A 26,320-nucleotide genomic window follows, 5' to 3' on the forward strand; every position below is an offset into this window, starting at 1 on the left:
TAAACCATTGAATCAAGAAACCCGCCGAGAGGCGGGTTTTTTGTGGGTGACTATTCCTTCAACTCAACATGATCCAGCGCCTGATTCACCGCCAGTTCTCCGAGCATGACGACTTGCGCAATGCCCAGCGCGGTCTTGCGGTGCGAGGTATCGAGCATCGCCGCGAAGTTGTTGAGCATTTCGCTGGCTGAGCCCAACGTTTCGCTGGCGTTGGCCAGCAAGGACTCGGTGTTGTACTTCGGGTTGGCGAGGTACATGGGTTCGGGGTTGTTGGTGCTCGCCATGATAAGGGCGGCGGGGTTGAGGTAGTGGTCGAGGGCGCGTTCGGCGGCGTCGTTGAGTTTTTTTGAGTCGGGGGATTCGTACGGGGAGGCCGGGTCGGTGACCGGCGGGTGTGGCGTTGATTTAGTCATTTGCTCGAAACCTGATTGAAGTGCCTCCGCTCTGGCTACTAATCAAAGTGGAGGCAACTGTACGCAGGTTAGTAGACCGGGGTTTCGAGCAAGCCGGCGCACCCGAAGGTGCCCTGCGCACAGCTACCATCAAGCGCAGGAATCGAAATACCTGACTGACAGATGCTTGTGCACAACGCTTGAAACCTCGGGCTACTAAACCCGATCACTGGAAATCAGTGACGCGAATCAAGTTACCGATGGCCCTCCAGGCGCACAAGCCGGCGGATTCTGGCGTACCCGTAGGCAACGACGCAAGCTGTTGTAGGCTTCGGGAAGTAACCGCCGACAGATCTAAACAACACCGTTTAAATGTAGGAGCTGCCGAAGGCTCGGGCCGCGATCGGACGATCTTTTGATTCTGTCTTTTTAGAATCAAAAACAAGATCAAAAGATCGCAGCCTTCGGCAGCTCCTACAGTGGGGATTGGGTTATTTATCGTGATCGATGTCGAGTTTGCTGAAGGTGACCTGGCCACCTTCGCTGGTGTAGCCGGTGTTGTCCTGCACGTAAACTCCGGCCTTGAAGTACAGCGGCTTGTTACGCCACGTCGCGCTGATCTGTGAATCCCACTGATAACCCGCCGCACTCACGCCCAACGCGCCGCCGGGGCTGAGGTGGATGAGGTAGTTGAACTGGCGGTCCATTTTGATTCCCGTGGCGAGGGTGATGACGCGGCTTTCTTCGTCATCGGGGCGCATGCGGACTTTGATTACAAGGTTGCCGGTTTCGGTTTTAGTCTTGTATTGATATTCGAGCTTGAGCATCGGCTTCTGGCTTTCATAAGCATGAATCTGGCCGATGACGATTTTGCCGGAGCTTGGCACTTTGTTGACCGTGACGGTCGCGCGTAGCAGGTTGTCGGCGTCCGGGTAATACCAGTTTCGCAGGGTGCCGTTGCTGTAGGTCTCGCGCAGTTCAGTACGCGGGTAGATGGCGTTTTCGGTTTTTGACCCGGTGACCGGTGACCAGAAAAACAGGGTGCCGGTGTCGGAATGGAAGTATTGATCCTTGAAGCCTTTCACCAGTTTGGAGGTTTCGACGGTATATGGCGGGCTGCCAACGGGAACGCTGAGGTTCCAGGTTGCGAGATCGATCATGTCGGTTCTTCCACTCAAGTTTCGCTGCACGCACGTGCCAGATGCTCTAGCCCGCGCGTTTTGGGGCGGCCTTTATAAGCGTAGAGGGAAAGTTTGTTAACGGCCGTCCGGCGGACGGTTGACGTCAACATCCTGTCGAAATGCCACCTTTGCCGGTTTCAGGGGACTTCAAGCGTGACCGTTAGTCGGCTAAACATGCCATTCGTTAAATGATGGCCTGATGACAGCTACTGCTTTTGTGGATCCAAGACTAGAGTGAACGCTCAGTATGTGTGCGGTTTTTACTGGAACCGACCTGATGTCCCGACAAGAGAAGCAGCATGGAATGCGCGCAACCCCCGCCAAGTGAAGGCAGCTCTGTCCTGTTGATCGTAGATGACTACCCTGAAAACCTGATCAGCATGCGCGCGTTGCTGCAGCGTCAGGATTGGCACGTCATGACCGCCGCCTCCGGTTTCGAGGCGCTCAATATTCTGCTCGAACACGACGTCGATCTGGTCCTGCTGGATGTGCAGATGCCGGGCATGGACGGCTTTGAAGTCGCGCGGCTGATGCGCGGCAGTCAGCGCACTCGCCTCACGCCAATCATTTTCCTCACCGCCAACGAGCAATCCCAGGATGCCGTGATCAAGGGCTATGCCAGTGGTGCGGTGGATTACCTGTTTAAACCCTTCGACCCGCAGATCCTCAAGCCCAAGGTGCAAGCGCTGCTGGAGCATCAGCGCAATCGCCGCGCCTTGCAGCAACTGACTCGCGATCTGGAGGTGGCGCGGGCATTTAATGCCTCGGTGCTGGATAACGCTGCCGAAGGCATTCTGGTGCTGGGCGAGGACGGTTTGATCCGCTTTGCCAATCCGGCGATTTCACGGCTGCTCAATGCGCCGGTGAAAGAGCTGGAGGGTAAGGAGTTTCTTGATTACCTGCAGAAACCACACATCCCGTTGTGGGCCGATTCCGAATTCAAAAGCAGTTACCAGCGCGGCGAAACCTTGCGGCTGCGCGACGCTTTGCTGCGTACCGCGCCCGGACAGCAAGTGCCGGTGGCGCTGTCCTGTGCGCCGTTATCCGCCGAGCAATATGGGATGGTGGTGACGGTGCTCGACATGTCGGTGGTGCGTCATTTGCACCAGCAGCTCGAATATCAGGCAGTCACTGATCCGCTGACCGGGTTGCTCAATCGTCGCGGCTTTTATCAAACCGTCGAAAATCTGCTGCTGCGCGGCGAACGCAGCGATGGCAGTTGGGTGCTGCTTTATCTGGATCTCGACGGCTTTAAACGCGTCAACGATTCCCTCGGGCACGACGCGGGCGACCGCGTGTTGCGCTGGGTCTCTGAACAGTTGAAGGCGTGTTTGCGGCCGTTCGATATTCTTGCGCGCATGGGCGGTGATGAATTTACTGCGCTGCTGGATCTGGAGTTTCCCGAGCAGGCGGCGAAGATTGCCGAGAAGCTGATCGAACGGGTCTCCATATGTCAGCAACTTGAAGGTATGGATATTGCCCTCGGCGCCAGTATCGGCATCGCCACTTTTCCGGACTGCGGATCGAACCTCGACGGGTTGCTGCGCGCCTCGGACATCGCCATGTACGAAGCCAAACGCGCCGGGCGTCAGCAATATCGTTTCTATGATCATGAAATGAACGGCCGTGCGCGCTCGCGGTTGATGCTTGAAGAAAGTGTGCGCACCGCCATCGAAAATCGTGATTTCAATCTGGTCTATCAACCGCAGGTGGCGATTGATAGCGGGCAGATCCGTGGTTTCGAGGCACTGCTGCGTTGGCAGCACCCGAGCGTGGGTGACGTGCCGCCGGGGTTGTTCCTGCCGTTGCTGGAGGAGGCGCGGCTGATCAGTCGCCTCGGCAGCTGGATTTATCACCGTGGCGCTGGGCAGCGAAAGGCCTGGGAAACCTTGTTTGCCGAAGACCTGGTGCTCGGCGTCAGTTTGAGCAACACCCAGTTTGGCCTGCCCAATCTGGTCACCGAGTTGCGTCAGGTCATGGAGCGGCATGCCTTGCAGCCACGGCAACTGGAGGTCGAGGTCACCGAGGAGGCCTTGATGCAAAACCCCGACGAAACCCGAAAGCAGTTGCGCTTGCTGCGCAATCTCGGGGTGCGGGTGGCGTTGGACGATTTCGGCTCCGGGCCATGTTCGCTTACGCATTTGCGTGATCTGGAACTGGACACACTCAAGCTCGATCGCCATCTGATCGCTCGATTGCCGGACTCCAAAAAGGATGCGTACCTGGTGAGCACGGTGATCAATCTGTGCAAGCAATACGGTTTGCTGGTGATTGCCGAGGGTGTCGAGACCATCGAGCAATATCAATGGCTGCAAGCCCACGGCTGCGAGTACGTACAGGGCTTTCTCGTGGCGCGTCCGATGATTGCCGAAGACGCCGCAAGCTTTGCCGAGCCTTTCGACTGGAGCGCGTTGCCCGGCTGAATTCGCTACACTGGCGCACCTTTTTCGAACCGTGTCGCCCGTCCATGACTGTGTTGAAGTACCTCCAGGCCTATCCCGCGCAACTCCAGGATCAGGTGCGCCAATTGATCGCCGACGGGCGTCTGGGTGAATACCTGGACCAGCGTTATGCGGGGCGCCACGATGTGCAGAGCGACAAGGCGCTGTACACCTACGCGCTGGACCTGAAGCAGGAATACCTGCGCAACGCCCCGGCCATCGACAAAGTGCTGTTCGACAACCGCCTCGACCTGACCCATCGTGCTCTCGGGTTGCACACCACGGTTTCGCGCGTTCAGGGCGGCAAACTCAAGGCCAAGAAAGAGATTCGTATCGCCTCGCTGTTCAAGGACGCTGCGCCGGACTTTCTGAAAATGATCGTCGTGCATGAATTGGCGCATTTCAAAGAGTCGGATCACAACAAGGCGTTTTACAAATTGTGCGAACACATGCTGCCGGGGTATCACCAGGTCGAGTTTGATCTGCGGGTGTATCTGACTTGGCGAGATATGCAATAACAACAGTCGCAACCAGGAAGGTGTGGATGGACGTCAGCAAGACCAAAAGCAGTTTCTATCGACGCTTGTACGTCGCGTACCTGATCGACAGCGGTCTGGCCCCAAGCGTGCCGGCGCTGACCGAAGTGACGGGCATGCCCCGCCGCACCGCGCAGGACACGATCGCCGCGCTGGCGGATCTGGATATCATTTGCGAGTTCGAGCAGGAAGAGGGCGCCCGCAATCATGCCGGGCGTTATCGGATTCGTGAGTGGGGGGCGATTGAACGGGGGTGGATCGAGAGGAATTTGCGGCAGATCAAGGCTGTGCTTGAGTATCCCTGAATCCTGAGTGGATTGGGCTGACGCCATCGCTGGCAAGCCAGCTCCCACAGGTTTTTCTGGCGTTCACATAGGTTGTGAACGACGCAATTCCTTGTGGGAGCTGGCTTGCCAGCGATGGGGCCTTCAGGAGCGACGCATCCCGATATGCGCAATGCCGTCCTCCAGATATTCCTCACCCGCCACCACGAAACCGTACTTGCCGTAATACCCCTGCAAATGCGCCTGCGCCGACAGATAGATCGGCACCTGCGGCCAGTGTTTCTCGGCCTGCTTCAGCGCCTGCTCCATCATTTCGTGGCCCACCCCTTGGCCTCGGGCTTGCGGCGCGGTGATCACGCGGCCGATGACCACGTCGCCGCCCTGAGATTGCGGATCGAGCAGGCGCAGATAAGCCTTCAACTGATCATCCTCCCAACCCATCAGGTGATAGGTGTCGCCCTCCAGATCCTGCCCGTCGAGGTCGGGGTAGGCGCATTTCTGTTCAACCACGAATACTTCCGAGCGCAGCTTCAACAGTGCGTACAGCTGCTCTTTGCCCAGATCGCTGTGATGTTTGCAGACCCAATCGATTGTCATTTTCCGATTCCTTGAATACGTCGTCCGATACTAAGCGCACCGGTCGCAGATGTCTGTATGGCGTAAGAGTCTGTGACAAAGGTCAAAATGCCATCATTCCTTTCGCGCAGCACGGGCGTCTTTGTGTAATCTGCGGGTGAGCCCTGTGCACTGGCTCCCTTGAGCTAATGTTAGTGCCTGGGTTTTGCCGGTAAGGGGCCTTGGGGTTTTGACTGAAAACACGCAGGGCTCCGGCCCGCTAAGGATTTTCAAGCATGCCGCGTTTGCATCGAGCCTTTGCTTTGATCGGATTGCTCTTGCTGGCTCAGACCGCAGCGGCGCAGAAGTTGCGGCTGGTGTTTGATATCTGGCCGCCCTTTACCGATGACACACTGGTCAACGGCGGCCTGGCCACCGACATCGTCACCACCGCGCTGGCCCGGGCGGGCTATGCCAGCGGTTACGAGCAGGTGCCTTGGGCGCGGGCGCTGCTGGGGGTTGGCGAGGGGCGTTACGACGTACTGGTCAATGCCTGGTACAACGAAGACCGGACGAAACTGGGGCAGTTTTCCGGTGAGTATCTGGTCAACCGTATCCGCTTTCTCAAGCGCAAAGACACGCCACTCGAATACAACAATCTGCAGCAACTGCACACGTATCCCATAGCGGTGGTGCGCGGCTACGCCTACTCACCGCCATTTGATGCCGACAAGGCGTTGCAGAAAGTCCCTGTGCATAACTTTGCCATGGGCGTGCGCATGCTGGCGGCGGATCGGGTCAAGCTGACGCTGGAGGACGAGTATGTGGCGAAGTATTACCTGGCGCGGGAATCAGCCAAGGTACGCAGTGCGGTGGAGTTTTTGCCCAAGCCGTTGAGCGAGAACAGCCTGCACATATTGGTGAGTCTGAAGAATCCGCAGCATGCGCAGATTGTGGCGGGGTTTGATCGGGCTATTGCGGCGATGAAGGCGGATGGCAGTTATGACAAGTTGCTTCGACAGCATGGGATGTAGGTTTCTGATCCCGGAGTTGTGTTGTTGCTGAGGGCCTCATCGCTGGCAAGCCAGCTCCCACAGTGGGTCGGGTTGATTCACAAAATTGTGCTTCACCAAAGAACCCTGTGGGAGCTGGCTTGCCAGCGATGGGGCCAGTCGGGCCAACTCAAGCTTCAGAGGTGTCCTTGATCAAGTGCGCCGCCAACGTCCGCAGTGGCCCCAACTGTCGGCAGATCAGCGCCAGTTGCGTCTGCACCAGTCGCTGCCCTTCATCGATTTCATCCGGCATCTGCTCAAGTTCATTGGCCAGTGCTTCTTCTTCGTCACTTTGAATCGCAACCGGTTGTTTGCTCGCCAGGCCTTGGGCGATTTCATTGATGCTCGCCGCCAGTTTCACTCCGGCGCCATCAATCAAATGCTCGCGCACATCCGCCGGCAGCTGCGTCTCGCGGTGCGCTCCCAGCCCTGACAGATAGCTGAGCAAGGTGTGCGACAGCACCAGGAAACGGAAACCGACATCCGCTTCCTTACGAAAATGACCAGGCTCCATGAGCATGTTCGCCAGCGTCGTCGACAGCGCCGCATCAGCGTTGTGCGCGTTGCGTCGGGCCAGGCGATAGGCGAGGTCGTCACTCTTGCCCGCCGCGTATTGCTGCATGATCTGGCGCAGGTAGATGCTGTTGCAGGTCAGGGTGTTGGCCAGCACTTTGTTCAGGCGCCGGCCTTGCCAGTCCGGCAGGAACAGGAGCACCGTCAGACCGGCGATCAGGCTGCCGAGCAAGGTATCGAACAGTCGCGGCAGGAACAGCCCGTAACCGTCGCCGACCTGATTGAAGCAGAACAGCACCATGATGGTGATCGCGGCGGTCGCCAGGGTGTAGCGAGTGGTGCGGTTGGTAAAGAACACGACCCCGGCGGCGATGGCGAAGCACGATTGCACCAGCGGACTTGGGAACAGATCGAACAACGCCCACGCCACGGTCAGGCCGATGGCGGTACCGAGAATCCGCTGGCCGAGTTTACGCCGCGTCGCGCCGTAGTTCGGCTGGCAGACGAACAGCGTGGTGAGGATGATCCAGTAGCCTTGCGACGGGTGAATCAAATGCACCATGCCGTAGCCGATGCTCAAGGCCAGCGGCAGACGCAACGCATGCCGGAACAGCAAAGAGGTCGGCGTCAGCTGTGTGCGCAAGCGAATCCACACGTCCTTGAAGTTGCGCGGCGAACGGTCGAGCAGGCTGCTGTCGGTGGCGTCGGCCAAGGCATCGGGGTTGCTCGCATCGCTGAGCAAACGGTCGAGGGTGCCAAGGTTGGCCGCCAGTGCGCGCAGCGAGCGCAGCAGGCCGCGCCATGCCGGGTTGCTCTGGATGCGCAGGTGTTCGAGGGAGGCGTCGAGGTCGCTCAGGGCTTCGGCAAAACTGGCGTCGTAGATGAACGGCTGACGCATCTGGATCGATTCGGCCAGCGCCCGGCAGGCTTTGCCTTGCTGGCGCAACAGTCGCTGGCAGCGGAACAGTACGTCGCTGTGGAAAAATGCATCGGCCAGGGCGTTGTATGGATAGTGCGAAGAGCTGGCGCGTTCGTGGATGTCCTGGGCGAGGAAGTACAGCTTCAGGTAACGGCTGACTTTCGAGCCGGGGCGACCGTTGCCGACCCGGTGCAGGATGATTTCCTTGGCGCTGTTCAGTGCGGCCACCACGCGACCATTCTGCTGCGCCAGTTCCAGGCGTCGGGCCTCTACGTCCATCTGCCGGATGGGCTCGAACAGCGAAGATTTCAGCTTCAGGTAAAAACCCAATTCACGGAACAACCGCGCCAGACTCTGTTGCACCGGCTGGTTGGAAAACAGCGCCTGCCACAGCACAGAGAGCAAGCCGTACCACGCGGCGCCAGCCACCAGCAGCATCGGTTCATGCCAGAAATCGAGCACTGCGCCACCGCGCTGGTCGACGCCGATCATCGTGTACACGGAAAGAATCAGGGTTGCCGAGGCAATCGCCCCGTAACGCTCGCCCAGCGCCCCGAGCATGGTCAGGCCGAAGCTGGCCAACGCCAGCGCTATCGCAAAGATGATGGGGTAGGGGAAGAGCAGCTCCACCGACAGTGCGGCGATGCTGAAACATACCAGCGTCACGGCGAGTGCATTGAGCCGACCCTGCCAACTGTCGTCGGTCTCGGCCAGTGCGCTGGCGATAATCCCCAGGAACAACGGGATCAGCAGGCCCATTTCATCCTGATACCAGCACAGCGCCATGCTGCCGGTCAGGGCGATGAACACCCGCACGCTATAACTGAATTTATCCAGCGCCCACAGGCGCCGCAAAGACTGACGAAACGAAGTCGAGGACATGAAGTGCGAAGGCCTTCCGAGGCGATGCCGCTAAATTGAGCCAGTAATGACGCCGACGCAATGGCGCCGATCACATCTGACAGCAAAAAGTGTTCCTTACTGCTTTTATGCCGAACTCAATTTGGGGGTTGGCACAAAAACCTGTGGGAGCTGGCTTGCCAGCGATGGCGTCCTGGCGTTCAACATCGATGTTGGATGTGCCGGCCTCATCGCTGGCAAGCCAGCTCCCACAGGGATTGCATTTCACATTTGAAAGACGTGGATCAGACGTACTGCGCGGCCGCGTAGCCCGAGGCCCAGGCCCACTGAAAGTTGAAACCGCCCAAGTGCCCGGTGACGTCGAGCACTTCGCCGACAAAATACAGGCCCGGACTTTTCAGCGATTCCATGGTCTTGGACGACACTTCGCGGGTGTCGACACCGCCCAGCGTTACTTCGGCCGTGCGGTAGCCTTCGGTACCGGCCGGGACAACTTTCCAGCTGCCCAGCTTCTCGGCGATCTCGGCCAGCTCCGCATGGGTGTACTGCTTCATCGGCTTGGACACGAACCAGTTATCCGCCAGCAGATTGGCCATCTTCTTGGTGAAGATCTCACCGAGCAGCGTTTTCAGCTCGCTGTTCGGACGCTCGGCCACTTGCTGTTGCAGCCAGCTGGCGGCGTCGTGATCCGGCAGCAGGTTGATCTCTACCGTGTCGCCGGATTCCCAGAACGAGGAGATCTGCAAAATCGCCGGGCCGCTGAGGCCGCGGTGAGTGAACAGGATGTTCTCGCGAAAACTCTGATCGTTGCAGCTGACCAGACAATCCACCGATGTGCCGGACAGCTCTGTGCACAGTTCCTTGAGCTGATCGGTGATGGTGAACGGCACCAGCCCGGCGCGGGTCGGCAGCAGTTCGTGACCGAACTGTTTGGCGACCTGGTAGCCGAAACCGGTGGCGCCCAACGTCGGGATCGACAGGCCGCCGGTGGCGATCACCAGCGACTGGCACTGGATCTGGCCGAGGGTGGTGTCGAGCAGGTAACCGCTTTCGACTTTCTCGATCGTCTGGATCGAGGTGTCGAGGTGCAGCTCGACGCCGACCTGATCACATTCGGTGAGGAGCATTTCGAGGATGTCGCTGGATTTGTTATCGCAGAACAGCTGACCGAGCTTCTTCTCGTGATACGGCACCGCGTGCTTGCCGACCATGCCGATGAAATCCCACTGGGTGTAGCGCGCCAGTGCGGATTTGCAGAAGTGCGCGTTCTGCGAGAGGAAATTGCTCGGTTCGGTGTACATGTTGGTGAAATTGCAGCGGCCACCGCCCGACATCAGGATTTTCTTGCCGGCCTTGTTCGCATGGTCGAGCAGCAATACCTGACGGCCGCGCCCGGCGGCGGTCAGTGCACACATCAAACCCGCGGCGCCAGCGCCAATGATCACGACTTCGGTAGAGCGCAAAACGGTGTCCTCTGAAAATGTCACCACAAAACCAATTGTGGGAGCGAGCCTGCTCGCGAAAGCGGTATGCCATTCAACATTGATGTTGGCTGACAGATTGCCTTCGCGAGCAGGCTCGCTCCCACAGGGGAGTACGTTGTTTTACAGGATACGCACGCGCAGCGAACGGCCCTTGATCTTGCCGTCGTTCAGGCGCTGCAAGGCTTGCATGGCCACGGTACGTTCCACGGCCACATACGCCTGGAAGTCGAAGATCGCGATCTTGCCGACCTGTGCGCCCGGAATGCCGGCATCGCCAGTCAATGCACCAAGAATGTCGCCCGGACGCACTTTGTCTTTACGGCCGGCACCGATGCACAGGGTGGTCATCGGCGGCTGCAGCGGAGCCAGGCCCTGGGACTTGAGGTTGTCTACCTGATCCCAGTTCAGCGGCGACTTTTGCAGTTGCTCGATGGCTTGCGCGCGGTGCGCTTCGCTCGGTGCAACCAGGCTGATGGCAATGCCTTTCTCGCCCGCACGACCGGTACGGCCAACGCGGTGAATGTGGATTTCCGAATCGCGCGCCAGTTCGACGTTGATCACCATGTCCAGGGCATCAATGTCCAGACCACGGGCGGCAACGTCGGTGGCGACCAGTACCGAAGTACTGCGGTTGGCGAACATTGCCAGCACCTGATCGCGGTCACGCTGTTCCAGATCACCGTGCAGGCCGACGGCGGAGATGCCTTTGGCCGTCAGGTGGTCAACGGTTTCCTGCACTTGCTGCTTGGTGAAGCAGAACGCCACGCAGGATGCTGGACGGAAGTGGTGCAGGACCTTGGTCACCGCGCTCATGCGCTCATCCGGGGAAATCTCGTAGAAACGCTGCTCGATCTGCGTGTCATCGTGGAACGCTTCGGCTTTCACCGTTTGCGGATCGCGCATGAACTTCGACGCAAGCTGCTTGATGCCTACCGGGTAGGTTGCCGAGAACAGCAAGGTCTGACGACGCTCAGGGGTCTTGACGATGATGTCTTCGATGGCGTCGTAGAAACCCATGTCGAGCATACGGTCGGCTTCGTCGAGGATCAGCGTGTTCAGGCCATCGAGTACCAGCGAACCTTTGCGCAAGTGCTGCTGAATGCGCCCCGGGGTGCCGACGATGATGTGCGCGCCGTGTTCCAGCGAAGCGATCTGCGGGCCGAACGACACGCCGCCGCACAGGGTCAGGACCTTGATGTTGTCTTCGGCACGGGCCAGGCGACGGATTTCCTTGGCCACCTGGTCGGCCAATTCGCGCGTCGGGCAGATCACCAGCGCCTGGCAACCGAAGTAGCGCGGGTTGATCGGGTTTAGCAGGCCGATGCCGAACGCAGCGGTCTTGCCGCTGCCGGTCTTGGCCTGGGCAATCAGGTCCATCCCCTTGAGGATCACCGGCAAGCTCTGCGCCTGGATCGGCGTCATCTGCGCATAACCGAGTGATTCGAGGTTAGCCAGCATGGCAGCGGACAGCGGCAGAGTGTTAAAAGCGGTGGCGATGGTGGTCACGGGGCGGGCCTGCAAAACAAAATGTCGCGCAGTGTAGCAGCCCCGTGCCACTTTTCTCGAAAGTTCTGGACGAACAGCGCTTAATGTTCGATGTGTTCTTGCGGCCGTTTTGCGCGCCTTCCGTCTTCTTTCGACAGTTGCGAGAAAATCGTCGCGGCGAGCATCGCCATGATCCCGACGGTCACAAAGGTCAACTGGAATGCGCCCAGAACCGTCTCGACACCGTCGTTGCCGACCTCGGCGGTAAACCCGCCCAACAAGGCACCGGCGCAGGCAACCCCCAGACTCAGCGACAACTGCGCGACCACCGACAGCAAACTGTTGCCGCTGCTGGCACTGGCGTCGTCGAGGTCGATCAGGGTCACGGTGTTCATCGCGGTGAATTGCAGCGAGTTGATCGCGCCGAGAACCGCCAGCAGGCACAGCAGCAGCCAGTACGGCGTCTGTTCGCTGACCAGGCCCATGCTGGCCAGCATGATCCCCAGCAGCAGCGTGTTGCCGGTGAGGACGATGCGATAGCCGAGGCGTTCGATCAGCGGTCGCGCGACCCACTTGGCGATCATCGCCGCAGCGGCCAGTGGCAACATGCTCATCCCCGCTTGCGACGGTGAGTAACCCAGCGCCACTTGCAGCAGCAACGGCACCAGAAACGGCAGGGCGCCGCTGCCGAGACGGGCGAACAGGTTGCCGAGAATGCCGACGGCAAATGTGCGGGTCTTGAACAGCGACGGTGAGAACAACGGATTCTCGATGTGCCCCGCGCGCAGCCAGTACGCGGCCAGACAGGCGAAGCCAGCGAACAGCAGCAACATCACGCGCAAGTGCGGCAGATGCAATTCGCCGAGGCCTTCCATGGCGATGGTGATCAGAATCATCGCTGCGCCAAACAACAGGAAACCGAGGCTGTCGAAACGCGTGCGTTCGGTGCCGCGCAGGTCGGGGATGAATTTCCACACCGCGTAGCAGCCGATGACGCCCACCGGAAGGTTGATCAGGAAGATCCAGTGCCACGTCAGGTATTCGACCATCCAGCCGCCCATGGTCGGGCCGAGCAGCGGACCGAGTAATCCGGGAATGGTGATGAACCCCATGATCCGCACCAGCTCGGATCGCGGATAAGCGCGCAAGACCACCAGTCGCCCGACCGGCAACATCAATGCACCGCCCAGGCCCTGAATCACCCGGGCGCCAATCAGCATGCTCAAGGTGCTCGACAGTGCACAGAGCAGCGAGCCGATGCTGAACAGCAGGATCGCGCCGAAGAAGATTTTCTTGGTGCCGAAACGGTCGGCGATCCAGCCGGAAGCGGGGATCAGCAGGGCTACGGTGAGCATGTAGGCAATGACCACGCCCTGCATGCGCAAGGGGTCTTCGGCCAGATCCCGGGCCATGGCCGGCAGGGCAGTGTTGAGGATGGTCCCGTCGAGGGACTGCATGAAGAACGCAATGGCGACGACCCACGGCAACCAGCGGGCGGTGATGGCGTCGAGAGGCGGGCGGTCGGGCATGGAACCTCTAAGAGTATGGGTCAGGCGGAATGCGAACCTGTGGGAGCTGGCTTGCCAGCGATGGCGGACTTTCAGACGAGCACGATGCTGAGTCTGCCGTCCTCATCGCTGGCAAGCCAGCTCCCACAGGTGCTGCGGTGTTACAAGGTTAAAGTCAGTCGGCTCACCAGCGCCCCCGGCAGCAATGCTGACGACGTATTGCGCTGGCTATACGTGCTCGCCGACAGCAGCAACTCCCGTTCGGCTGTCAACGCTTCCAGCTGCGAACCCAGCAGGCTGTAAGCGCTGTCGTCGAATCGCATGGTGCTGACCGGCGCCTGAATCTCGCCGTTTTCAACCCAGAACGTCGCGAAGCGCGTCATGCCGGTCATGCGTGCCGCCGGTTGATCCGAGAAGTTCAGGTACCACAGATTGCTGATGTACAGCCCGGTGCCCAACTGCTTGAGAATCTCCGCTTGTGGCAAATCGCCGGCGGCCATGTTCAGCGCACTGGGTGATTCACCACCGCTGGCACCGTTGGCCGCCAGACCGTACTCGGCCGCACTGCGCGAACCGACCAACTGATCTCCAGCCTTGCCCTCGATGATCAGGCGCAAATCACTGCGCGGATAACCCTCGCCGGAAAATGCCGGACTCAGCGAGTCGCTGACTTTCTCATCCAGCGACACCAGCGGACTGAACGCCTGATCGCCGACATACAACTTCTGCAGCGGGCTGCTCTTGCTGGCAATCGACTGCGCGGAGAAGCCGCCCCAGCTCAGCATGCCCATGATTTCTTCCAGTGCGGCTGGAGCCAGATAAGCGCGGTACTGTCCCGGCGGCAAGGTGCGCAGTGGGCGACCGAGAAACTCCAGTTGTTCGCGAGCCTGCCGGAAGCGCTTGGCGAAGTCTTCGCTGCTCCAGTCGTGCCCGGCGTAGCTGGCTTTCACCGCTTCACCGTTCTCGTGGAACAGGCTGAAATCGAAGTTGAAGCTGTTGGCCTGATGCCAGCCAAACGCGCCTGAGGAACTGGCGAAACCACGGCTGATCGGGCCTGCGGCATAGAAACCAACCAGATCCAGACCTTCAGCGGCGGCGCAGATTTCGTCGACCACTTGCTCGGTATCCGGCAGCGGATGGTCCTGCACTTTACTGCTCTGCCAGCCATTGTGGTTGAGCAGCAGATACGGATCCTGCGGCAGCAGCGGCAGGGTTTCGCGCAGTTGTTGCAGGCCTTCGGCCAGCCGCTGCAGGTCGCCTTCCTGATCGCCGGAGAGGGTGACTTGCAGGTCGGCGTGGCGACCATCGTTGATCAGTTTCAGGACGATGTTGGCTTGCTGCACCTGCCCGGCCTGGCGCACCTTGGCGTGATTGAAGCGCACGAACGCCGAAGATTCAGCGGCGTAGCTGAGGGTGAACTGTTCCGGCTCGCGGACGCTGTCGCGCAGCCAATTGACCATGTCCTTGAAGGCGTCGGACTGACTCTTCGAAATGCTCATCAGGCGTCTCCCCCAAATACATCAACGTTGCTGAATACGCAGGCCGGCGAAGCGTGGCCGACGCGGATCACCTGGTTCGGTTCGCCCTTGCCGCAGTTCGGCGTGCCGAGCACCTTGACGGTGTTGGCATCGCCGACGGCGCGCAGGCTTTTCCAGAAGTGCGCGGAAATCGCCCGATAGTTGGGATTTTTGACCACGCCTTTGAGTTCGCCGTTTTCGATCAACTGGCCCCATTCACAGCCGAACTGGAATTTGTTGCGCGCATCGTCAATCGACCATGAGCGGTTGGTGCTCATCAGGATGCCGTTTTCGATGCTTTCGATGAGTTTGTTCAGCGGCTGATCGCCCGGCTCGATGTTGAGGTTGGCCATGCGATCGATCGGTGGACGGTTCCAGCCGCAGGCGCGGCTGTTGGCGACGCCGTCCATCCCGGCACGGAACTGCGACAGCGCACCGCCGAGTGGACGCAGCAGCAGGCCATCACGAATCAGGAATTGTTTGCTGGCTTTGCTGCCGTCGTCGTCATGGCCGTAACTGGCGAGTTCCTCGGGGATGCCCGGATCGAACGTCACGTTGAGCAGTTTCGAGCCGTATTGCAGGCTGCCGAAGTCAGATGCTTTGACGAAGCTGGTACCGGCGTAATTGCGTTCGTCGCCGAGGATGCGGTCTAGCTCCAGCGGGTGACCGATGGATTCGTGGATCTGCAGCATCATCTGGTCAGGCATCAGCAGCAGATCGCGCGGGCCTTGTGGAGTGTTTGGCGCGAGCAACAGTTGCAGTGCCTGATCGGCGACTTGCGGGCCGGCACCGATCAGCCCGCAACGGCTGATCACGTCTGCGCCACCCTGTTGGCCAAAGTTTTCGCGGCCGAGGCTGCGAGTCTGGCTGTCGTTGCCGTCGTAGGCGGTGACGTCGAGGCTTGGGTAGACGAAGCGCTGGGCCTGGCGCAATTCGGCGCCGGCGCTGCTCAGGTAGATCTGCTCGACATGGGTGATGCCAATGCTGACTTCCCAATTCACCAGGCGCTCATCCTTTGGCACCGAGGCGGATTCCGCGCCGAGCAGCTCAAAGCATTCGCTCAGGGACGGGAAGGGTTGTTCGAGATTGGGCGAAAAGTAATCCGCGCGGTCGCTGGAAACCGGTTGATCGCGCAGGTCGAGCAAGGCGTGGGGCTTGAGCCGCCGGGCCTGCTGTTCGGCGCGCTCAAGGGCGGCTTGTAGGCCCCGTTGCGAGAGGTCATTGGTCGCAGCGTAGGCTTCGACGCCGTTGACCCGCACCGTGAGCATCGCACCTTCGTCGCGGCTCAGGCTCGGCGGCTCGGCAACGTTCTTGCGCACCGACAGGTATTGGCCGGACTCGCGTACATACCGCAGGGAAAAGAACTCGGCGCCCGTGCGCAAGGCAGCGAAGCGCTGCTTGAGCTGGGGGTGGAAATCGAACATTCGGGAACCTCCTTGTTAGGGGGAAGCGGTAAAGCGACGGCGGGGAGGGGTGAAACGATTGCGCGAGGTCTAGAGTAGGCCTGCGTGGGGGTAGGATCAAGTGAAGAGGGGGTGTAGGAGGTTTTACTGTGCAGCAAGGGAATTTGTGCTGAATGTAAGGGCCCCATCGCTGGCAAGCCAGGCTCCCACAGGTTTTTTGCTGAACACAATAGGTGTGAACGACGCAAAACCCTGTGGGAGCTGGCTTGCCAGCGATTAGCCGTGACGCGGTATCAAGTATTACTGAGCAACAGGCGTGATATCACGCATCGGCTTGCCCTTCACCGGCGCATCGCCCGCTACGTAGTAGTCGGCGGTGCTGCGCGGCAGCGGCTTGCGGCCACGGATCTTGTCGGCGATTTTCTCGGCGATCATGATCGTCGGCGCGTTCAGGTTGCCGGTGGTGATGATCGGCATGATCGACGCATCGACCACCCGCAGACCCTGCATGCCATGCACGCGGCCTTCGCCATCGACCACAGCCATCTCGTCGGTGCCCATCTTGCACGAGCAGGACGGGTGGAACGCGGTTTCGGCGTGTTCGCGGATGAACTTGTCCAGCTGCTCATCGGTTTGCACGTCGATACCCGGGCTGATTTCACGGCCACGGTATTGATCCAGCGCTGGCTGTTGCATGATTTCACGGGTCAGGCGGATGCCGTCACGGAACTCCTGCCAGTCTTGCTCGGTGGCCATGTAGTTGAACAGGATGCTCGGGTGCTGACGCGGATCCTTGGACTTCACCTGGATGCGACCACGGCTCGGCGAACGCATGGAACCCATGTGTGCCTGGAAACCGTGCTCTTTCACACCGTTGCTGCCGTTGTAGTTAATCGCTACCGGCAGGAAGTGGTACTGGATGTTCGGCCATTCGAATTCCGGACGCGAACGGATGAAACCGCCGGCCTCGAACTGGTTACTGGCGCCGATGCCGGTGCCGTTGAACAGCCACTCGGCACCGATGGCCGGCTGGTTGTACCAGAGCAGCGACGGGTACAGCGAAACCGGTTGGGTGCACGCGTATTGCAGGTACAGCTCCAGGTGATCCTGCAGGTTTTCACCGACGCCCGGCAGATCGTGTACGACCGGGATGTCGAGGCTTTCCAGCAGTTTTGCCGGGCCTACGCCGGAACGCTGCAGAACCTGTGGCGAGGCGATGGCGCCGGAGCACAGCAGGACTTCCTTGCGGGCTTTGGCTTCAACGCGCTCTTCAGCGTCGCCAACCAGATAACGCACGCCGATGGCACGCTTGCCTTCGAACAGGATCTTGTCGGTCAGCGCGTGGGTGACGATGGTCAGGGTCGAACGCTTTTTAGCGATATCGAGGTAACCACGGGCGGTGGAAGCACGACGGCCGTTCGGCGTTACTGTGCGGTCCATCGGGCCGAAGCCTTCCTGCTGATAACCGTTCAAGTCTTCGGTGCGCGGGTAACCGGCCTGCACGCCTGCTTCAACCATCGCGTGGAACAGCGGGTTGTTGCCAGCCTTTGGCGTGGTCACGCTGACCGGGCCATCGCCACCGTGGTAATCGTTCGGGCCGATGTCACGGGTTTCCGCTTTGCGGAAATACGGCAGGCAGTTCAGGTAATCCCAATCTTCAAGGCCCGGCAGCTTGGCCCAGTTGTCGTAGTCCATCGCGTTACCGCGGATGTAGCACATGCCGTTGATCAGCGAAGAGCCGCCAAGGCCTTTGCCGCGACCGCATTCCATCCGGCGACCGTCCATGTGTGGCTCTGGATCGGTTTCGTAAGCCCAGTTGTAGCGACGACCTTGCAGCGGGAACGCCAGTGCGGCCGGCATTTGCGTACGGAAGTCGAGACGATAATCCGGGCCGCCTGCTTCGAGCAGCAGCACGGTGACGCCTTCGTCTTCAGTCAGACGGGTCGCAAGTGTGTTACCTGCAGAGCCGGCCCCTATGATGATGTAGTCGTATTCTGTAGTCATAAATTCTCCTGGGGGAGCTACAAGCCACAAGCTTCAAGCTGCAAGAAAAAGCAGCGAGCTGTGGCTTCGAAATCGGGGGAGGACGGCAAGCCCAAACTGCTGCTTAGAGCTTGCCGCTTGTGGCTCCTCAGAACACTGAGGCGTAATCGCCCAGTTCGACTTGCACGGACTTGATGCGCGTGAAGTTATTGAGAGAGCTGATCCCGTTTTCACGGCCAACGCCCGACTGCTTGTAACCGCCAACCGGCATTTTTGCGTCGGACTCGCCCCAGGCGTTGATCCAGCAGATACCGGCTTCGAGCTGATGAATCACGCGGTGCGCGCGGTTCAGGTCTTTGGTGACGACACCGGCGGCCAGGCCGAAGTCAGTGTCGTTGGCACGGCGGATCACTTCTTCTTCGGTCTCGTAAGACAGGATCGCCATGACCGGGCCAAAGATTTCTTCACGAACGATGGTCATGTCGTCGGTGCAGTCGGTGAACACGGTCGGCGCCACGAACGCGCCTTTGGCGAATTCGCCGTCGGTCAGACGCTCGCCGCCGCACAGGACGCGGGCACCTTGTTCTTTACCCTTGGCGATGTAGCCCAGCACGCTTTCCATGTGCGCGAAGCTCACCAGCGGACCGAAGTTGGTGTTTTCGTCTTCCGGGTTGCCGATGCGGATGCGCGCAACGCGCTCAACGATCTTGGCTTCGAAATCAGCTTTCAGGTGGCTCGGCACGAACACGCGAGTACCGTTGGTGCAGACCTGACCCGAGCTGTAGAAGTTGGCCATCATTGCGGTGTCGGCGGCGCGATCGAGGTCGGCGTCGTCGAAGATGATCAGCGGCGACTTGCCGCCCAGTTCCATGGTCACGTCTTTCAGCGACGATGCCGAAGCGCTGGCCATGACTTTCTTGCCAGTGTCGGTGCCGCCGGTGAAGGAGATTTTCTCGATGCGCGGGTGTTCGGTCAGCCAGGTGCCGACTTCACGGCCGCTGCCGGTCAGGACGTTGAAAACGCCATCCGGAACGCCGGCTGCGGTGTAGATTTCAGCCAGTTTCAGGGTGGTCAGCGAGGTGACTTCGCTTGGCTTGAAGATCATCGCGTTACCGGCGGCCAGCGCTGGAGCGGATTTCCACAGAGCGATCTGGATCGGGTAGTTCCACGCGCCGATACCGGCGACAACGCCCAGCGGCTCGCGACGGGTGTAAACGAATGCGGTGTCACGCAGCGGGATCTGCTCGCCTTCGATGGCGGGTACCAGGCCTGCGTAGTATTCCAGCACGTCGGCGCCGGTGACGATGTCGACGTACTTGGTTTCGGAGAAGGCTTTACCGGTGTCCAGGGTTTCCAGAGCAGCCAGTTCATCGTTGCGCTCGCGCAGGATGTCGACGGCACGACGCAGGATGCGCGAACGCTCCATGGCGGTCATCGCGGCCCAGATTTTCTGGCCCTTTTCGGCGCTGACCACAGCGCGCTCGACGTCTTCTTTGGTCGCACGTTGTACTTGTGCGAGGACTTCACCGTTTGCCGGGTTGATGGCTTCGAAGGTGGCGTCGCTGGAGGCGTCGGAGTAAGCGCCATCGATGTAGAGTTTTTGCAGTTCGAAACGGGCCATAGTGTCCTCGCAAGTGCGTAAGTGGTTGGCGTTGGTCACCGGGTGAGCCATGTAGCTGTGGCATCACTGATCGGTGACAGTTCAGGGGCCGAGCTTTTTTCGAGTGCTCTAGCTCACCTGCTTGGCCAATTGGAAATCCATGTATTCGTAAGCGATCTGTTGCGCCTGCGCGGTGTCGAAAGCGTCTCCCGACAGCGCGCCGCGCAACCACAAGCCGTCAATGAGGGCTGCCAGACCACGGGCGGCGCTGCGCGCATCTTCGAGCGGCAACACACGGCGGAACTGGCAGCACAGGTTGGAATACAAGCGGTGATCGTTGATCCGCTGCAACCTGTGCAAAGACGGCTGGTGCATGCTGGTGGCCCAAAAGGCCAGCCAGGTTTTCATTGCCGGGCCATTGACCTGGCTGGCGTCGAAGTTGCCTTCGATGATCACCTGCAGATGCGCCCGTGGGCTGTTATCTGCCAACGCCTGACGACGTGCGGTGACACTCTCGCTGAGGGCGGTCATCAGATACCGCATCGTGGCGGCAATCAGGCCATTCTTGTCCTGAAAATAGTGACTGATGATGCCATTCGAGACACCGGCCAAACGGGCGATCAGCGCAATGCTGGCGTCCCCCATTCCGACCTGATCGACCGCCTGCAAAGTAGCTTCGATCAGTTGTTGGCGGCGGATGGGTTGCATACCGACCTTGGGCATCTTGCACATCTCCTTAGGCCTTCCGACGGGCGAATAACGCTTATCGGATTGAGGGCCAGTCTATTTTGTTTTGATTGAACGTTCAATCAACAAAGAATAAGATCTGCGACAAATCGTCGCTGCCTACAGCTTTTTCCTACGTGTAAGTGGCGATAAAACCGACATCCGAAAATGCTCGAAACCTGTATGGGGCATGGCGCGGTTCGCTATTCGAAGGACGTGTTGAAAGGGCAAGGCGCTCAGGGCCAGGTTTCGGATGAACGTCCGTACATCTTCGGCCACGCTAGCGATTCGCAGCGCCATTTCGGCAGGTTCAGGCTTTTTTCGGGGTGTCTTTATATCACCCGCCGGTCGGCTGCCAACTAACCGATTGGTCGGGTTCCGTGTTGCCTTGTGTTCTTCTCTCGCACTGCCTGGAGCATTTGTGCCATGAGTTCTGCCTCGCTAATAAAGACCCCGCCCGAGAAGGTGACGGTCAACGGTTGGGTGTTTTACACCTCTACCGCGCTGATTCTGTTGTTGACCGCCATTCTGATTATCGCCCCGCAAGAGGCCGGCAGGATGTTGGGTGTGGCTCAGGCCTGGTTGTCGCGCAGCTTCGGCTGGTACTACATGGTGGTGATCGCCGCTTACCTGGTGTTTGTGGTAGGCCTGGCGTTTTCTTCCTACGGCAAACTCAAACTGGGCAGCAAGGACGACACCCCTGATTTCAGTTACGGCGCCTGGGCGGGGATGCTGTTCTCGTCGGGTATCGGTATTTCGTTGTTGTACTTCGGCGCCTCCGAACCGCTGGATCACTACTTCAATCCGCCTGAAGGCACTGCCGGCTCCAACATGGCGGCGCGTCAGGCTGTACAGCTGACTTTCCTGCACTGGGGCCTGCACGGCTGGGCGATCTATGCACTGGTCGGTCTGGCCGTTGCGTACTTTGCTTACCGTCATAACCAGCCGCTGGCACTGCGTTCGGCGCTGTATCCGCTGGTAGGCGAGCGTTGGGTCAAAGGCGCGGCCGGTCACGCGGTGGACGGCTTCGGCATGTTCGTGACCCTTTTGGGTCTGGTGACCAACCTGGGCATTGGTTCGCTGCAAGTGTCGTCGGGCCTTGAAAACCTGTTCGGCATGGATCACAGCAACACCAACCTGCTGATCGTGATCATTGTGATGAGCACCGTGGCGACCATTGCGGCTGTGTCGGGCGTGGAAAACGGCATCCGTCGTCTGTCCAACCTGAACATCGTGCTGTTCAGCGGTCTGCTGATTTTCGTGCTGCTGTTCGGCCCGACCTTGCACTTGCTCAATGGCTTCGTGCAGAACATCGGCGACTACCTCAACGGCATCGTGCTGAAAACCTTCGACCTCTACGTGTATGAGGGCAGCGCCGAGAAAACCGAACGCTGGATGGGCCTGTGGACGCTGTTCTACTGGGCGTGGTGGATTTCCTGGGCCCCATTCGTCGGCATGTTCATCGCGCGGATTTCCCGTGGTCGGACCGTGCGTGAACTGGTCGCCGGTGTGCTGCTGATTCCGCTGGGCTTCACGCTGGCCTGGTTGTCGATTTTCGGCAACTCGGCACTGGATCTGGTGATGAACCATGGGGCGGTGGAACTCGGCAAGACGGCGCTGGAACAGCCGTCGATGGCGATCTATCAGCTGCTTGAGCATTACCCGGCGTCGAAGATTGTCATTGGTGTGTCGATCTTCGTGGGCTTCGTACTGTTCCTGACCCCGGCCGATTCCGGTGCGGTGATGATGGCCAACCTTTCGTGCAAGGGCGGCAACGTCGACGAAGATGCGCCGCACTGGCTGCGGATTTTCTGGTCGGCAGTTATCACGCTGGTGACCATCGGTTTGCTGTTTGCCGGTAACTTCGAAGCCATGCAAACCATGGTGGTGCTGGCCGGTCTGCCGTTCTCGGTGGTGCTGGTGTTCTTCATGTTCGGCCTGCACAAGGCGATGCGTCAGGACGTGCAGATCGAACAGGAGCAAGCGCAACTGGCCGAGCGTGGTCGTCGTGGTTTCAGCGAGCGTCTGACGCAACTGGATCTGCAGCCGAGCCAATCGGTGGTTCAGCGTTTCATGGACAAGCAAGTCAGCCCGGCGCTGGAAGATGCGGCCGCGCAAATGCGTGCGCAGGGTCTGGAAGTACAGACGCTGCTGGGTAAATCCAAGCGTTGCATGGGCGTGCGCATCGAAATGGAAGAGGGTAACCCTTTCGTTTATGAAGTGAGCCTGGAGGGCTACCTCGCGACGCCGACTGAATCTGCGGACTCGGAAGAGGCGCGCCAGCGCTACTACCGCGCCGAGGTGTACCTGCACAACGGCAGCCAGGATTACGACCTGATGGGCTTCACGCAGGATCAGATCATGCGGGATGTGCTTGATCAGTTTGAAAGCCATCGGCAGCTCCTTGGCCGGGTGTACAGCTAAAGTCAAAAGCCCCCTCACCCCAACCCTCTCCCGGAGGGAGAGGGGGCTGACCGAGTTGTGCGGCGTTGTACATCGACTTGAAAGATCGAGTCGATTATGGATTCGGTGAAGCAGAATCAAGTCGGCGTACCGCTGCAGCATCCCCCAATCAGTCCCCTCTCCCTCCGGGAGAGGGCTAGGGTGAGGGGCTTTTTCCAGACCCAATAAAAAAGGGATCGCTCACTGCGATCCCTTTTTTTATCCCGCCTTAACCGAGATTCTTGCCCAGCAACGCGTGATACAGCTCGCTGTCGCCCAAGATCCCCACCACATGATTGTTATCGTGCAGCACCAGTTTGTTTCCGGTCTGGTAACGAATCTGCAACGCATCGCGCATGCCGATATTGGAGTCGACCAGCGTCGGCCGGCGCTCCAGTCCTTCCACCGCTTGCCCCGGTGCCCAATTCTGCAAGTCGAGGGCCGCGCCGTTCTGCCGCGCGCCTTTGATGGTGTTGCCTTCGGCCAGGTCCAGCCACGAGTCGCCGCCCGGATCGAGACACACCGAGCCGTTGATGCGTTTGCACTGGTCCAGCGTGCGCATCAGGCTGCGACCGCACAGCACGTTGAGCGGATTGGTGTGCGCGACGAAGGTGCGCACATAGTCGTCCGCCGGGTTCAGCACAATCTCTTCCGGCACGCTGTATTGAATGATCCGGCCGTCCTTCATGATCGCGATGCGGCTACCCAGTTTGAGCGCCTCATCAAGGTCGTGGCTCACGAACACAATGGTCTTGTTGAGCTTGCGCTGCAGCTCCAGCAGTTCATCCTGCAAACCCTGGCGGATCAACGGGTCGAGTGCCGAAAACGGTTCGTCCATCAGCAGAATATCGGCATCCATGGCCAGCGCCCGGGCAAGGCCCACACGTTGCTGCATGCCGCCGGAGAGTTCGTCAGGCTTCTTGTTACGCCATTGGGTCAGGCCCACCAGTTCGAGTTTTTCATCGACCAGTTTCTTGCGTTCCTTCTCCGGACGACCCTGCATTTCCAGACCGAAACTGATGTTCTCGCGCACCGTCAGCCAAGGCATCAAGGCGAATTTCTGGAACACCATGGCGATGCGTTTGGTGCGCATCATTTTCAGTTCGGCGGGCGTGCAGGAGGCGATGTCGATCTGGCGGTTTTCATGCTCGACGAACAACTTGCCGCGGCTCACGGTGTTGAGGCCGTTGATGCAGCGCAGCAGGCTCGACTTACCGGAGCCCGAGAGGCCCATCAGCACGCAGATTTCGCCTTTGTTGATGTCCAGCGTGGCTTTTTCCACACCAACGATTTGCCCGGTCTTTTTCAGGATCTCGTTGCGGGTCATGCCCTGATCCAGCAGCTTGAGCGCCTCGCGCGGATCCTTGGTGAAGATTACGTCGACGTCTTCGAAGCGAATTATGCTCATGCGTCACCCCCTACTTTGGCGTCGGGTTGTTTGCAGATACGGTCGAGCATGATCGCCAGCAGTACGATCGCCAGGCCTGCTTCGAAGCCCAGGGCGATATCAGCAGTGTTCAGTGCGTTGACCACCGGTTTGCCGAGTCCGTCGGCGCCCACCAGTGCCGCGATCACCACCATCGACAACGACAGCATGATGCATTGAGTGATGCCGGCAGCGATGCTCGGCATGGCGTGAGGCAGTTCGATCCGTGAGAGCAATTGGCGACGCGAGCAGCCGAAGGCCTTGCCGGCGTCCATCAGTTCTTGCGGGACATCGCGGATGCCCAGGTAGGTCAGGCGGATGGGCGCCGCGATGGCGAACACCACCGTGGAGATCAGGCCCGGCACCACACCCAGCCCGAAGAGGGTCAGGGTAGGAATGAGGTAAACGAAGGTCGGTACGGTCTGCATCAGATCGAGTACCGGGCGCATCACCGTGTAGAACATCGGCTTGTGCGCGGCGATGATGCCCAGCGGCACACCGATCAGCACGCAGACAAAGGTGGCGAACAACACCTGGGCGAGGGTTTCCATGGTTTCCTGCCAGTACCCCAGATTGAGGATCAGCAGAAACGAAGCGACTACAAAAGCGGTGAGCCCCCATTTGCGCTGGATCAGATGCGCAATCAGGGCGATGAGGCCGATCAAGACCAGCGGGTTGAACCAGGTCAGCGCGAACGTCACGCCGTGGATCATCGTTTCCAGCGTCACGGCAATTGCGTCGAACGTGTTGGCGCCGTGTTGCGTCAACCATTCAACGAATGCCGCGATGTACTGGCCTAAAGGTAGTTTCTGATCAATCAGCATGGTAGTGAACGTCCGCATGCAAGGAAATAAACAGCCCGGGCAGGCGAGCCTGCCCGGCATAAGCGATTACTGGGCTAACTTGGCTTTCACGGCCTCCAGGCCAGGCTTACCGTCAATGGTGGTCACGCCAGCGAGCCAGGTATCGAGCACCTGTGGATTCTTTTTCAGCCAGGCCTTGGCGGCCGCGTCAGGCTTCATCTTGTCGTCGAGGATATTGCCCATCAATTCGCTTTCCATGTCGACGGTGAACTCCAGATTCTTCAGCAACTGACCGACGTTGCTGCATTCCGTGGAGTAACCCTTGCGGGTGTTGGTCGCTACGGTGGCCGCACCGAAATCGGGGCCGAAGAACTCGTCGCCGCCGGTCAGGTATTGAATCTTGAAGCGCTTGTTCATCGGGTGCGGCGCCCAGCCGAGGAACACCACCTCGGTGCCACGGCGCGACGCCCGGTCAACCTGCGAGAGCATGCCCGCTTCAGACGATTCGACGATTTTGAACCCGGCGGTTTTCAGGCCGAAGGCGTCCTTGTCGATCATGCTCTGGATCAGACGGTTGCCGTCGTTGCCAGGCTCGATGCCGTAAATCTTGCCGTCGAGTTCTTTTTTGAATTTGGCGATGTCGGCGAAGTCATGCAGACCTTTGTCATACAGGGCTTGCGGCACGGCGAGGGTGTATTTGGCGCCGGTGAGGTTGGTGCGCACGGTTTCCACGGTGCCGGCGTCGCGGTAGGCCTTGATGTCGTTTTCCATGGTCGGCATCCAGTTGCCGAGGAACACGTCCATGTTCTTGCCGTCGGCCAGCGACTTGTAGGTCACGGGCACGGAGATCATGGTGGTTTTGGTCTTGTAACCGAGGGCGTTGAGGACGACGGAGGTGGTAGCAGTGGTGGCGGTGATGTCGGTCCAGCCAACATCGGAGAAATTTACGGTACTGCACTGTGCCGGTTCTGCAGCTTGCGCCAGTAACGGCAGACTCAGCATCGCGGCCAACAACAACGACGGGGAACCTTTCATGGATGGACTCCTTGGTGTTTTTTTTGGCAGTGTTCCGACTGGACCACCGCACTTATGGGTTGCGGTTGGGTGGCGTTCTGGAGACAGCTCTACCACGTCGCCTTGCAATCGAGTCATAACGATCATGTACCAGTGAAAATCTGACGCCTACAGGGGGGGTCGTATCCAGTACAG

The 26,320-nt window shown here is 59.5% G+C and carries 20 protein-coding genes; 5 read left to right on the forward strand and 15 right to left on the reverse strand.

What is annotated here, in order from left to right:
- Positions 1–50 precede the first annotated feature (50 nt).
- Together IEQ42_RS15190 and IEQ42_RS15195 are read right to left on the reverse strand one after the other, a co-directional pair.
- Positions 51–413, reverse strand: coding sequence for a DUF6124 family protein (locus IEQ42_RS15190; protein WP_210704055.1), 363 nt, complete (start codon positions 411–413; stop codon positions 51–53).
- 470 nt (positions 414–883) lie between these two features.
- Complete coding sequence (locus IEQ42_RS15195) at positions 884–1,552, reverse strand: polysaccharide lyase family 7 protein (protein WP_210704056.1); 669 nt, start codon at positions 1,550–1,552, stop codon at positions 884–886.
- A gap of 320 nt (positions 1,553–1,872) precedes the next feature.
- Here IEQ42_RS15195 and IEQ42_RS15200 point away from each other — a divergent pair, with 320 nt between their 5' ends.
- From IEQ42_RS15200 to IEQ42_RS15210, 3 genes are read left to right on the forward strand one after another with little or no spacing between them, the layout of a single operon-like run.
- Entirely contained in the window at positions 1,873–3,996 is a 2,124-nt protein-coding gene (locus tag IEQ42_RS15200) for a putative bifunctional diguanylate cyclase/phosphodiesterase (RefSeq protein WP_210704057.1), read from the forward strand.
- 44 nt (positions 3,997–4,040) lie between these two features.
- Positions 4,041–4,532, forward strand: coding sequence for a M48 metallopeptidase family protein (locus tag IEQ42_RS15205; protein WP_150601920.1), 492 nt, complete (start codon positions 4,041–4,043; stop codon positions 4,530–4,532).
- 26 nt (positions 4,533–4,558) lie between these two features.
- The gene (locus IEQ42_RS15210; RefSeq protein ID WP_210704058.1) at positions 4,559–4,855 is read left to right on the forward strand and encodes a winged helix-turn-helix domain-containing protein; all 297 of its coding nucleotides are present in this window, start codon (positions 4,559–4,561) and stop codon (positions 4,853–4,855) included.
- Between the two features lie 123 nt (positions 4,856–4,978).
- On the opposite strand, the gene IEQ42_RS15215 is transcribed toward IEQ42_RS15210, so the two are convergent.
- On the reverse strand, positions 4,979–5,431 hold the full coding sequence (locus IEQ42_RS15215) for a GNAT family N-acetyltransferase (protein WP_210704059.1): 453 nt from the start codon (positions 5,429–5,431) through the stop codon (positions 4,979–4,981).
- 254 nt (positions 5,432–5,685) lie between these two features.
- Between IEQ42_RS15215 and IEQ42_RS15220 the strand changes: the two genes are divergently transcribed.
- Positions 5,686–6,423 (forward strand): substrate-binding periplasmic protein, encoded by a 738-nt coding sequence (locus IEQ42_RS15220; RefSeq protein WP_210704060.1) that lies wholly within the window; start codon positions 5,686–5,688, stop codon positions 6,421–6,423.
- A 148-nt stretch (positions 6,424–6,571) separates the two neighbouring features.
- On the opposite strand, the gene yccS is transcribed toward IEQ42_RS15220, so the two are convergent.
- From yccS to betI, 9 genes are all read right to left on the reverse strand, one after another.
- Positions 6,572–8,755: a YccS family putative transporter gene (gene yccS, locus IEQ42_RS15225; RefSeq protein WP_210704061.1), complete on the reverse strand. Its 2,184-nt coding sequence runs from the start codon at positions 8,753–8,755 to the stop codon at positions 6,572–6,574.
- Between the two features lie 263 nt (positions 8,756–9,018).
- A complete protein-coding gene (locus IEQ42_RS15230; protein ID WP_115147140.1) occupies positions 9,019–10,197 on the reverse strand; it encodes a BaiN/RdsA family NAD(P)/FAD-dependent oxidoreductase in 1,179 nt (392 codons plus the stop codon).
- Between the two features lie 141 nt (positions 10,198–10,338).
- Entirely contained in the window at positions 10,339–11,676 is a 1,338-nt protein-coding gene (dbpA, locus tag IEQ42_RS15235) for an ATP-dependent RNA helicase DbpA (RefSeq protein ID WP_232392848.1), read from the reverse strand.
- 128 nt (positions 11,677–11,804) lie between these two features.
- Positions 11,805–13,232 carry a multidrug transporter subunit MdtD gene (mdtD, locus tag IEQ42_RS15240; protein WP_210704062.1) on the reverse strand — a complete coding sequence of 476 codons (1,428 nt, stop codon included), beginning with the start codon at positions 13,230–13,232 and terminating at the stop codon, positions 11,805–11,807.
- Between the two features lie 140 nt (positions 13,233–13,372).
- Positions 13,373–14,710 (reverse strand): TldD/PmbA family protein, encoded by a 1,338-nt coding sequence (locus IEQ42_RS15245; RefSeq protein WP_210704063.1) that lies wholly within the window; start codon positions 14,708–14,710, stop codon positions 13,373–13,375.
- A complete protein-coding gene (locus tag IEQ42_RS15250; RefSeq protein ID WP_210704064.1) occupies positions 14,710–16,152 on the reverse strand; it encodes a TldD/PmbA family protein in 1,443 nt (480 codons plus the stop codon). Before IEQ42_RS15250 ends, IEQ42_RS15245 begins: the two co-directional genes overlap by 1 nt.
- 279 nt (positions 16,153–16,431) lie before the next feature.
- The gene (gene betA, locus IEQ42_RS15255) at positions 16,432–18,135 is read right to left on the reverse strand and encodes a choline dehydrogenase (protein WP_210704065.1); all 1,704 of its coding nucleotides are present in this window, start codon (positions 18,133–18,135) and stop codon (positions 16,432–16,434) included.
- 127 nt (positions 18,136–18,262) lie between these two features.
- Positions 18,263–19,735 carry a betaine-aldehyde dehydrogenase gene (betB, locus tag IEQ42_RS15260; protein WP_210704066.1) on the reverse strand — a complete coding sequence of 491 codons (1,473 nt, stop codon included), beginning with the start codon at positions 19,733–19,735 and terminating at the stop codon, positions 18,263–18,265.
- A 108-nt stretch (positions 19,736–19,843) separates the two neighbouring features.
- Positions 19,844–20,437 carry a transcriptional regulator BetI gene (betI, locus tag IEQ42_RS15265; protein WP_150593648.1) on the reverse strand — a complete coding sequence of 198 codons (594 nt, stop codon included), beginning with the start codon at positions 20,435–20,437 and terminating at the stop codon, positions 19,844–19,846.
- A 429-nt stretch (positions 20,438–20,866) separates the two neighbouring features.
- Between betI and betT the strand changes: the two genes are divergently transcribed.
- On the forward strand, positions 20,867–22,864 hold the full coding sequence (gene betT / locus IEQ42_RS15270) for a choline BCCT transporter BetT (RefSeq protein ID WP_210704067.1): 1,998 nt from the start codon (positions 20,867–20,869) through the stop codon (positions 22,862–22,864).
- A gap of 247 nt (positions 22,865–23,111) precedes the next feature.
- Here betT and choV read toward each other — a convergent pair whose 3' ends face one another.
- From choV to IEQ42_RS15285, 3 genes are all read right to left on the reverse strand, one after another.
- The gene (choV, locus tag IEQ42_RS15275) at positions 23,112–24,290 is read right to left on the reverse strand and encodes a choline ABC transporter ATP-binding protein (protein ID WP_210704068.1); all 1,179 of its coding nucleotides are present in this window, start codon (positions 24,288–24,290) and stop codon (positions 23,112–23,114) included.
- A complete protein-coding gene (choW, locus tag IEQ42_RS15280; RefSeq protein WP_210704069.1) occupies positions 24,287–25,132 on the reverse strand; it encodes a choline ABC transporter permease subunit in 846 nt (281 codons plus the stop codon). The genes choV and choW overlap by 4 nt, the downstream gene beginning before the upstream one ends.
- 66 nt (positions 25,133–25,198) lie before the next feature.
- Complete coding sequence (locus IEQ42_RS15285) at positions 25,199–26,146, reverse strand: choline ABC transporter substrate-binding protein (RefSeq protein WP_210704070.1); 948 nt, start codon at positions 26,144–26,146, stop codon at positions 25,199–25,201.
- Positions 26,147–26,320 lie beyond the last annotated feature (174 nt).

The organism is Pseudomonas iridis (assembly GCF_017980685.1).
GTDB classification, from domain to species: Bacteria; Pseudomonadota; Gammaproteobacteria; order Pseudomonadales; family Pseudomonadaceae; genus Aquipseudomonas; species Aquipseudomonas iridis.